Source organism: Sphingobium sp. UBA5915 (assembly GCF_002431195.1).
Taxonomy (GTDB): Bacteria; Pseudomonadota; Alphaproteobacteria; order Sphingomonadales; family Sphingomonadaceae; genus Sphingobium; species Sphingobium soli.
In genome coordinates, this window is the sequence record NZ_DJDV01000050.1 from 1 (window position 1) to 9,587 (window position 9,587).

At 60.9% G+C, this 9,587-nt stretch carries 4 protein-coding genes and 1 tRNA gene; 3 read left to right on the forward strand and 2 right to left on the reverse strand.

Going from position 1 to position 9,587, the window contains the following annotated elements:
- Positions 1-156 precede the first annotated feature (156 nt).
- A complete protein-coding gene (locus B2V90_RS07270; RefSeq protein WP_228222775.1) occupies positions 157-1,779 on the forward strand; it encodes an AAA family ATPase in 1,623 nt (540 codons plus the stop codon).
- A 220-nt stretch (positions 1,780-1,999) separates the two neighbouring features.
- Here B2V90_RS07270 and B2V90_RS07275 read toward each other — a convergent pair.
- Positions 2,000-2,075: transfer RNA gene (locus B2V90_RS07275), tRNA-Thr, on the reverse strand.
- Positions 2,076-2,231: 156 nt separating this feature from the next.
- On the opposite strand from B2V90_RS07275, the gene B2V90_RS07280 reads away from it, so the two are divergent.
- Positions 2,232-3,530 carry a PAS domain-containing protein gene (locus B2V90_RS07280; RefSeq protein WP_228222774.1) on the forward strand — a complete coding sequence of 433 codons (1,299 nt, stop codon included), beginning with the start codon at positions 2,232-2,234 and terminating at the stop codon, positions 3,528-3,530.
- Between the two features lie 272 nt (positions 3,531-3,802).
- Positions 3,803-8,467 (forward strand): NAD-glutamate dehydrogenase, encoded by a 4,665-nt coding sequence (locus B2V90_RS07285; protein ID WP_228222773.1) that lies wholly within the window; start codon positions 3,803-3,805, stop codon positions 8,465-8,467.
- 49 nt (positions 8,468-8,516) lie between these two features.
- On the opposite strand, the gene B2V90_RS07290 is transcribed toward B2V90_RS07285, so the two are convergent.
- Positions 8,517-9,455, reverse strand: coding sequence for an MlaA family lipoprotein (locus B2V90_RS07290; protein WP_414711583.1), 939 nt, complete (start codon positions 9,453-9,455; stop codon positions 8,517-8,519).
- Between the last annotated feature and the right edge of the window lie 132 nt (positions 9,456-9,587).

Sequence of the window (9,587 nt, forward strand, 5' to 3'; positions counted from 1 at the left end):
GGAAAACCCGGGACGCTTCACAGCTTCGCAATAGGCGATTGTGTCCGCCTGTTCATATAAGATGGCAGAAATTGCGCGATGCAATTCACCCTGTTGCTGTCCACTGTCACTGTACCTAAATCGATTTTTGTTGAGACATCGAAATGAGGGAACAGGATGCCATTTGCGCTTAGCGTCGCACAGCCAGACGGGACAACGCTTGAGATTGGCGTGGACAATGGGGAGGTCTTGTTCCTCTTGGGAGCCAATGGGACTGGCAAATCCAGCTTAATGCAACGTTTTTACAGCCAAAATCATGAGAGCGCCAAGCGCATATCCGCTCATAGACAGACTTGGCTGGCCTCCAATGACCTTGCAATGTCCCCAATGGAGCGCCGGAATACCGAGCGAAACATCCGTAACACAGATAACAATATCAACGCGCGTTATCGTGAGGAATATGCACAACAACGATCCAGCATCGCCCTATATGATCTTGTGGACGCTGAAAACGTCCGGGCGCGGGGTATAGCTGGAGCCGTCGATGAAGATAATATCACCCTCGCCAAGCAACTAGCGCAACACGACGCTCCCTTGAAGACAATAAATTCTTTACTGCGCGTTTCCAATATTCCGATCGAGATCTGGGTTGAAGCTAATGAGCAAGTACGCGCCCGTAAAAATGCCGGAGAACCATACGGTATTGCGGAATTGTCTGATGGCGAGCGGAACGCACTTATTATCGCTGCGACCGTCCTCACGGCGAATAAAGGGTCCATCTTCCTAATCGACGAACCAGAGCGGCACTTACATCGGTCTATCATCTCGCCATTGCTAACCGCATTGTTTGCCGAAAGAGCAGACTGTGCGTTTGTGGTCTCGACCCACGACTTATTGCTGCCGCTCGATAATCCTGCTGCGCGCAACTTGCTGGTTAGATCATGCCAATACCAAGCACAGGGTGTTGTCTCATGGGATGCCGACCTGCTGCCTGTCGAAGCACCAATTGATGATCGCCTCAAAGAAGATATCATCGGCGCTCGCCGCCGCATCCTCTATGTCGAGGGCAATGAGAGCAGTCTGGACAGACCGCTTTATGGTTTGATTTTCCCAGACATATCGGTGGTTCCAAAAGAGAGCTGCCGAGCGGTAGAACTAGCCGTGCGCGGCATCCGAGGGGCACAAGAACTTCATTGGTTGGAAGCATGGGGCTTAGTCGATGGTGATAGTCGAAGCGCAGAGGCCAGCGAAAAGCTCAGACAAGAAGGAATTTTCGCTTTGCCTTTCCATTCGGTCGAAGCGCTATATTACCACCCTGACGTCTTGAAGCCCGTTGCATTAAGGGCGGCCGCACTCACCGGTGGCGACGGTGAGAAAACTTTCCAAGACGCCATCGATGCAGCATTAACCAGCCTGACGGCAAATCACGTTTCCCATCTCTCTGTTCGGGCTGCTGAAAAATCGGTTCGCGAACGCATTTTTGCCTCACTGCCTACCCGCCAAGATATTGAGGGAGGTATTAGTATCAACATCAACGTGGACGTGAGCGCCACGTTTTCTGCGGAAGAGGCCCGCCTCCGTGATGCCATTGCTGAACGAGATTTCGTAAAAATCCTCTCGCTATACCCGGTACGGGAGACAGCAATGCTTGGCATCCTTGCGACCAAGCTCGGCTTCCGAGGGCGCTCTGACTACGAAAAGGCTGTCCGCAAGCTTCTTGTTGACGACGCTTCAGCCCTTACCTCAGTACGCGGCCTTCTGGATGATCTACCTGAAACGATCAACGCCACTGGCGTTTGATGGCGCTGCCCGCCGCTCCCAGCGGCGTTCGTTTTATCCGCCGAATCATGATGCCAAAGCGCCTGCCGCTGGGCGTCCACCACGCTCCCCACTTCCGCTCCACGCTTCACCCACTGGGAACCCACAGGATCAAGCCAAAGGCACATAAACCAGGCAATCTCCCGGCCATAAGCCGAAAGGCACTTTCACTAGGTTTTTCAGGAAGTTCCTACTGAAGGACTGGTGCCGCTTACGTGACTCGAACACGTGACCCCATCATTACGAATGATGTGCTCTACCAACTGAGCTAAAGCGGCGATGGCGGGGCAGATAACAGCGGTTGGGCGATTGGACAAGCGGGCAAATCATCCTTTCATCCGCTTTTCTTGCGCTCTCCATTTACCCCCTCTTTACCATCCCCTGCGACAATCGCGGTCCGGCCAAGGCTTTGCGGTAGGACAGGAACCGACTGGATGGACACTCTGCGGGGACAGGACGTCGCCCATGATCAGGATGATTTCGACGATGGCGACGACGCCGCGATCGAAAGCCCGCCCGCTGTCGGATCGGATGAGCGCCGGATGCAGGTGCGGGCCTATAATTACTGGGCATCGCTGCTGGGCGACCGCGCGCTGCCCTCGATCGAGGATCTGGCGCCGGACCAGCTTGAGGATTTCGGGCCTTACAGCGTGCTGCTGGATTTCAGCACGGGCCTGGAAAACCCCGCCATCGTCTATCTGGGCTCAGCGCTGCGCCAGGAATGTGCGATCGAAGGCACCATCGACTATATCCAGGATGTGCCTGCCCGGTCCTTGCTCTCTCGGCTGACCGACCATTATCTCCAGATCATCGCCAACGCCGCCCCGATCGGCTTCGAAGCGGAATTCATCAACCAGCGCGACGCCGAAATCCTTTATCGCGGCATTTTGATGCCTTTCTCGTCTGACGGTGACACAATCGACTTTGTGTTCGGCGTCATCAACTGGAAGGAAACCGTCAGCAGTGACATGCTGCACGGGCTGGAGCGGGAAGTGGGCGATGCGTTGCGGAGCGCTCCAACGCCGCGGGCCGCAACGCCGATCTGGGCCGATGGTCCCGCAAGCGATGCGATGGCCACGGCCCCCGATGAAATTGACGAAGATACGCTCGACCTGGCCGGCATGGAATGTCCGGCCGACGATGCCTCCCTGGCCGACTGGCTCGCCCTCGCCCGCGACGGCGCGGCTCGTGTGCGCATCAGCGAAGCACGCAGTCATGCCGCGCTCTACCGCGCCGTCAGCCTTTGCTATGATTTCGCCCTGGTCGCCCGCGCCCGGCCCGACGACTATGCAGAACTGCTTGCCGACTATGGCGTCAAGGCGCAGGCGCGCAGCCCGATGACGGCGGTCATCAAGCTCGTCTTCGGCGCCACCTATGACAAGACACGCATCACCGAATATGCGACAGCGCTGGAGCATGCGCTGGGCAACGGACTGGGCGTCGGGATGCTGGCGGACTATCTGACGGCCTATGTCGGCGGCCTTAAGGCCGTGGTGCGCGACGAGCGCGCCAAGCGACGCGCCGCCTCGCCCATGCGTCCCGATCGTCGCCAGACCGCGCGCGATGTCATCAAGTCGGCTGCGGCGCTGGACCCTGTTGCGGTCAGTACCGATCCGGATGGGTTGGCCGTTGTTGTCGCCCGCCGCGAAGAAGACGGCAGCTTGTCGATCGTCGCCGCGCTACCGGAAGGTTCGGATCTTGGCCAGCGGGTCATCGTCGCCGCATCGCGTTGACAGCTCACATCGACGCACGCCAGGCCCCGCCTCTCGACATCGTAACTTAGTCACGTAATAGAGGCCGAGCATCGCACGGCGCCAGTTGGTGCCGCATGCTGCGCTGCATCATATTATTTCACAATTCCGAAATTTTATTTCGTTCGATACTTGAGCGTTTTTGCCGTGCAGCGCATATAGGCGATCCCGAGCCGAGGAGTCGCATGGCGGCCATCCAGCGCCTCCTCCGTTCAGACTAGAGCGGGTGAAGACCGCTGTTGAGAGGTGAGCGAATGACGGCGCTGGTGGAAGCGAAGAATAAGGACGTTGACCAGAACATCCTGGAGGCGTTGCAAGGCGCGCTGAGCAAGGGCGCGCTCCCGGGTGAAAGCGAGGGATTGGATCAGGCGGCGCTCGCTGCGGCTGGGGCCTTCCTGGGCCGCGTCGCCAACGGACGGCGGCCCGGTGAGCCGGCAATCGTCATCGAAACCCTGGGCGAAGGTGCGACCGGCCGGTTCATGAGGCTGGCCATCATCAATGATGACATGCCTTTCCTGGTGGACTCCATCGCCAACGCGCTTGCCGCCGCCGACATCACCATCCATCGCCTGCTTCATCCCATCCTCTCGGTCGAGCGCGATGCCGGCGGTGCTCTGACCGCCATATTGGACGATGATGCGCCGGGCGCCCGGCGCGAATCCATGATTTACATCGAAGCGGATCGGGCGGATGCGAAGGCGCGCCGGGCGCTGGAGAAAGCGCTTACGGAAACATTGGCGGACGTGCGCGCGGCCGTTGCGGACTGGGCGCAAATGCAAGCCGCCATGTCGGCCGACGCGGACGCGGTCGCCGATGAGGAGGGCGCGGCGCTGCTGCGCTGGTTCCTTGCCCGCCACTTTACCCAGACCGGGCATGAGGTCGTTGCACGTGACGGCAGCAGCAACGCTGCACTGGGCATATGCACCCGCCACGACCGCGCCCTGGTTGCGCCAGCGTCACTGGACGCCGCCTTTTCCTGGTTTGAGGAAGGCAAGCGCACGCCACTGATCATCAAGTCCAGCCGGCTTTCGCGTGTGCATCGGCACGTGCTGCTGGATCTCGTCATCGTGCCCGTACGTTCCGGCAAGGACGTAACCGCGCTGTCCATTCATGCGGGCATGTGGACCAGTTCTGGCCTTGCCGCGACGCCAGACAAAGTGCCGCTGCTGCGCTCGGCACTTTCGACGCTGATGGATAAATTCGGCTTCGAGCCGATGAGCCATGCAGGCAAAACGCTTGCCCACGCGCTGACGGCTCTGCCCCACGACATCACCATCGGTTTTGATCGCGACACGCTGGAGCGGCTGGCCCTGACGTTCATGTCGCTGACGGATCGCCCGCGGCCCAAGCTGGCGCTCGCGACCAGTGCGCTGGCGCGCCATCTCTATGCCTTCGTCTGGCTGCCGCGCGATGAATTGTCGACCGCGCGCCGCGTCGCCATTCAGAACATGCTGGCCAGCGCCGCCAATGGTCCGGTGCTCAGCTGGTCGATTGCGCTTGAAGAGGGCGGCTTGGCGTTGCTGCGCATCACGCTCGACCTACGTGATGGCGGCACCGTCCCGGACGCACCGACACTCGATCATCAATTGCAGCAGATGGTGCGCGGATGGGTGCCCGCCGTCGAGGAATCGCTGGCGCTAACCGAAGAACCCGGCCGCGCCGCCGCGATGGCGCAGCGTTATGCCGCCGGCTTCCCGCTGGCCTATCGCAATGGCGCCGGTCCGGCCGAGGCGGCGGTCGACATTCGGCTGATTCATGGTCTTTCCGGACCTGGCGACAAATCCATCCGCGTCTACCGCAATCCGGAAGACTGCGCCGAGCGGCTACGTCTCAAACTCTACAGCCACGATACGACGGCCCTGTCCGAAGTCGTGCCCGCGTTCGAGAATTTCGGGTTCCGCGTCATTGAAGAAATGACCACGCCTATCGACAGCGGCGCACTTGGCCATGTTCAGCGCTTTGTGCTGGAATTGCCCTCGGGCGGCGACGCGCAACTGGTGGTCGATCGCGCCGAAATCGTGACTGAGGCTATCGCCCAGGTGCTGGAAGGGCGTGCAGAAAACGACCGTTTCAACGAACTGATCGTCACAGCCGGCCTGTCACCCCGATCGGTCGTGCTGTTCCGCGCGCTCTATCGCTATCTGCGTCAGACCGGAGTCGCCTATGGTATGGCGACCTTCGCGGAAACGCTGCGTCGGGCGCGCGATGTCACGATGAACCTCGTAGCCCTGTTCGAAGCGCTCCATGATCCCGCAGCACAGGCGGATTCCGATGATCGCATCGCCGCAGCCAACGCCGCCATCGACGCGGGGCTGGAGCAAGTGACGGCGATTGATGAAGACCGGGTCCTGCGCCTGCTGCGCGCTGTCATCGGCGCGACGTTGCGCACCAATTTCTACGGGTCGGCCGCTTCCGAAGCGCTGGCATTCAAGCTCGACAGCGCGCAGATTCCCGGCTTGCCCGCTCCCCTGCCCTGGCGCGAAATCTGGGTTTACAGCCCGCGCGTCGAGGGCATCCACCTGCGCGCCGGCCCGGTTGCGCGCGGTGGCCTGCGCTGGTCCGATCGGCGCGATGATTTCCGCACGGAAATCCTGGGCCTGATGAAGGCGCAGCGCGTCAAGAATGCCGTGATCGTGCCAACGGGGGCCAAGGGCGGATTCTATCCCAAGCAGCTGCCCAATCCCCAGGCCGATCGCGACGCGTGGCTCGCCGAAGGCACCGAAAGCTATCGCATCTTCATCCGCGCCTTGCTGTCGGTCACCGACAATATCGTCAAGGGAGAGGTCAAGCATCCCGCCCAGGTGGTGGTGCGGGACGGAAATGACCCCTATTTCGTGGTCGCCGCTGATAAGGGCACCGCGACCTTCAGCGACGTCGCCAACGCCATCGCGCAGGATCGGGACTTCTGGCTGGGCGACGCTTTCGCCAGCGGCGGCTCCAATGGGTACGACCACAAGGCGATGGGCATCACGGCCCGTGGCGCATGGATTTCCGTGCAGCGCCATTTTGCCGAAATGGGCATCGATGTTCAAAACGAACCGGTCAGCGTGGTCGGTTGCGGCGATATGTCGGGCGACGTGTTCGGCAATGGTATGTTGCTGAGCAAGGCGATCAAGCTGGTCGCTGCCTTTGACCATCGCCACATCTTCTTCGATCCCACGCCCGATCCCGAGCGCAGCTGGGAGGAGCGCAACCGGATGTTCCAGCTTCCCCGGTCCAGTTGGGAAGATTATGACAAGTCCCTGATCTCCAAGGGTGGCGGCGTATTTTCGCGCAGCCTCAAGCGCATTGCCCTCACCCCGGAGATGCAGGCCATTCTCGACGTCACGGACACGGAAATGGAGCCGTCCGCGCTCATCTCCGCGATCTTGAAAGCGCCGGCCGACCTGCTCTGGTTTGGCGGCATTGGCACCTATGTGAAATCGAGTACGCAAAGCCACAGCGACGTGGGCGATCCGGCCAATGATCGCCTGCGCATCAACGCAGAGGAACTGCGGGTCCGCGTAATCGGCGAAGGCGCCAATCTCGGCGTCACCCAGGCGGGACGCATCGCCTTCTCGCTCAGGAGCGGGCGCATCAATACCGACTTCATCGACAACAGCGCTGGCGTCGATTGCTCGGATAATGAGGTCAATATCAAGATCGCCCTGAACAAGGAAATGGCGGAAGGCCGCCTTCCCTTTGATGCGCGCAACGCGTTGCTGGAAAGCATGACGGATGCGGTCGCCGACCTGGTTCTGGAGGATAACCGGCTCCAGGCTCTTGGCCTTTCCATCGCCGAAGCGGGCGGTAATGACGATCTTGCCAGCTATGTCCGACTGATCGAAACCTTTGAGGAATCCGGCCGGCTGGACCGCCAGGTCGAAGGGCTTGCCGCCAACGACCAGTTGCTGCGGCGCGGGCAGGATGGTCAGGGGCTTACCCGGCCCGAACTGGCGGTCCTCCTTTCGACCGCGAAACTGTCGTTGCAAGATGCGATCGAACATGGCGATCTGGCCAATGACGACAGCATGATCGACGAACTCATGGCCGCTTTCCCCCCGGCCATGCAGGAAAAGGAAGCCGACGCCATCGCCGCGCACGCACTGCGCAAGGAGATTATCGCGACCAAGGTCGCGAACCGCATCATCAACCGCCTGGGCCTCATCCATCCGTTCGAACTGGCCGAAGAAGAAGGTTGCTCACTTGCGGATCTGGCCAATGCCTTCCTGATCGCCGAACGCCTATACGGCATTCGTGATCTCTGGGCCGATATCGACAGCGCAGACATGGGTGAGGACGCACGGCTGGGTCTGTTTGCGACCATTGCCAGCGGGATGCGCGCCCAGATCGCGGATATCCTGCGTGCCCTCCCGACGGGAACCTTGCCGGCGCAGGGTCATGCACGGTTGGCGCCTGGCGTGCAAAAACTGGCCGAACAGGTCGATGAGCTGCTGACCAGTGAGGCGCAGCGTCGCACCGCTAGTGTCTCCGACCGGCTGCTTGGACTGGGCGCGCCCGAACCTCTGGCACGGCGCGCGGCGGGTTTGTTCAAGCTGGACGGCGCGGTCGGCATTGCGTCTCTGGCGTCACGCATGGACATGAATGAAGTCGCCCTCACCCGCGCCTTCACGCATCTGGGCGAAGCGGTCGGCATCGACTGGGTCCAGTCCACCGCGGCTCGGATGGAGCCGTCCGATCCATGGGAAAGGCTGCTGATTTCCGGCGTCGCGCGCGACATGCAGCAGGTGCGACTGGACTTTCTCGCGCAGACATCCGCCATGGACGTGTCGGACCATGTCGAACAATGGCTGAAAGCCAAGGCAGCCCGCATTCGCCAGTTCCGCAGCCTGGTGCAGCGCGCCAAGGCGGCGGCCAACCCCAATGTGGCGATGTTGGCGGAGATTGCGGGCCAGGCGCGCGGCCTTCTGGGGCGCTGAGGTCCCGAACGCCGGGAGGCAGGCGCGCCTGCCTCCCGGGCCAACCTCCTCAATCTACGGCAGGCGTGGCCATCCCGGACGATGCGCCATTGTCTTTCGGTGTCGGGATGCCCGGCCCATAGACAGGCACGACGGGTTCATCCGGAGCGCGTCCATGCAACGCGTCGATCTCCGCCTGCCGCTGTTTCAGATATAAATCGCGATAGGCGGCATAGGGATCATCGTCCTTGCGCAATTTCTGGATCGTCTCGTCAAATGCTGCGCGTTCGCCTAGTTGATTCAGCACCGTGGCCGGAATGACGTAGGTCGGCTGATTGAACGGCTCGCCGATGGACAAGGGCAGGATCATCTTGTCGACCGTATCCCCCACAATATCCCGCAACGTAGTCGGGCCCACGATCGGCAAATACATATAAGGGCCGGGACCGACACCATAATAGCCCAGCGTATTGGCCAAGCCATTGTTGCGATGGGGCAAATGGAACGGCTTGCGCTTCGCCACGTCAAACAGGCCCAGGAAACCCAGCGTCGAATTGACGCCAAAGCGCCCCGCTGTTTCGGCGGCCTTGCCCGGCTTCAATTGCAGCAGATAGGCGGCAAAGACGATCGGCTCGCCAATGTTGGAAAAGAAGTTGCGCAGCCCTTTGCGCACTGGTCGCGGCAGGCCCTTATTATACGCCTTGGCTACTGGCTCCACGACCGCCTTGTCGACCGATTGCACGGCTTGGAAGCTTTTGGCATTGAGCTTTTCCATCGGATCGCCCGGCGGCGCGCCCTTCTCTCCGGTCACGACGATATCCTGGACCACGTCTTCATCCGCGGGCTGACCCTCTGTCGGCTGGACTGTCGGACCGGCCGGTGCCGGATCGACGGCCATTGGCGCGGTCTGGTCCGCCCGCGACAAAGCGCCCGTCCCTTGCGGATCGGGCTGCTGCGCGGCAGTCCCCATCATCATCATTCCCGCAGCAACGGCCGGTATCAGCATCATAATATTCCCAGAAAGGCACCGCTTCTGTTCGCAAAAGCGCGCCGGTAAGATAGCACCGCAATGCGTGCGCCTATCGTAGCTTTCCGGCATCCGGCGTGTCGGCGCTAGACCGTAAGCGATGTTCTCAGCCCA

Coding starts and splice junctions, on each gene's coding strand:
- B2V90_RS07270 (WP_228222775.1), top strand. CDS start 157: ATGCCATTTGCGCTTAGCGTCGCACAGCCAGACGGGACAACGCTTGAG.
- B2V90_RS07280 (WP_228222774.1), top strand. CDS start 2,232: ATGGACACTCTGCGGGGACAGGACGTCGCCCATGATCAGGATGATTTC.
- B2V90_RS07290 (WP_414711583.1), bottom strand. CDS start 9,455: ATGATGCTGATACCGGCCGTTGCTGCGGGAATGATGATGATGGGGACT.
- B2V90_RS07285 (WP_228222773.1), top strand. CDS start 3,803: ATGACGGCGCTGGTGGAAGCGAAGAATAAGGACGTTGACCAGAACATC.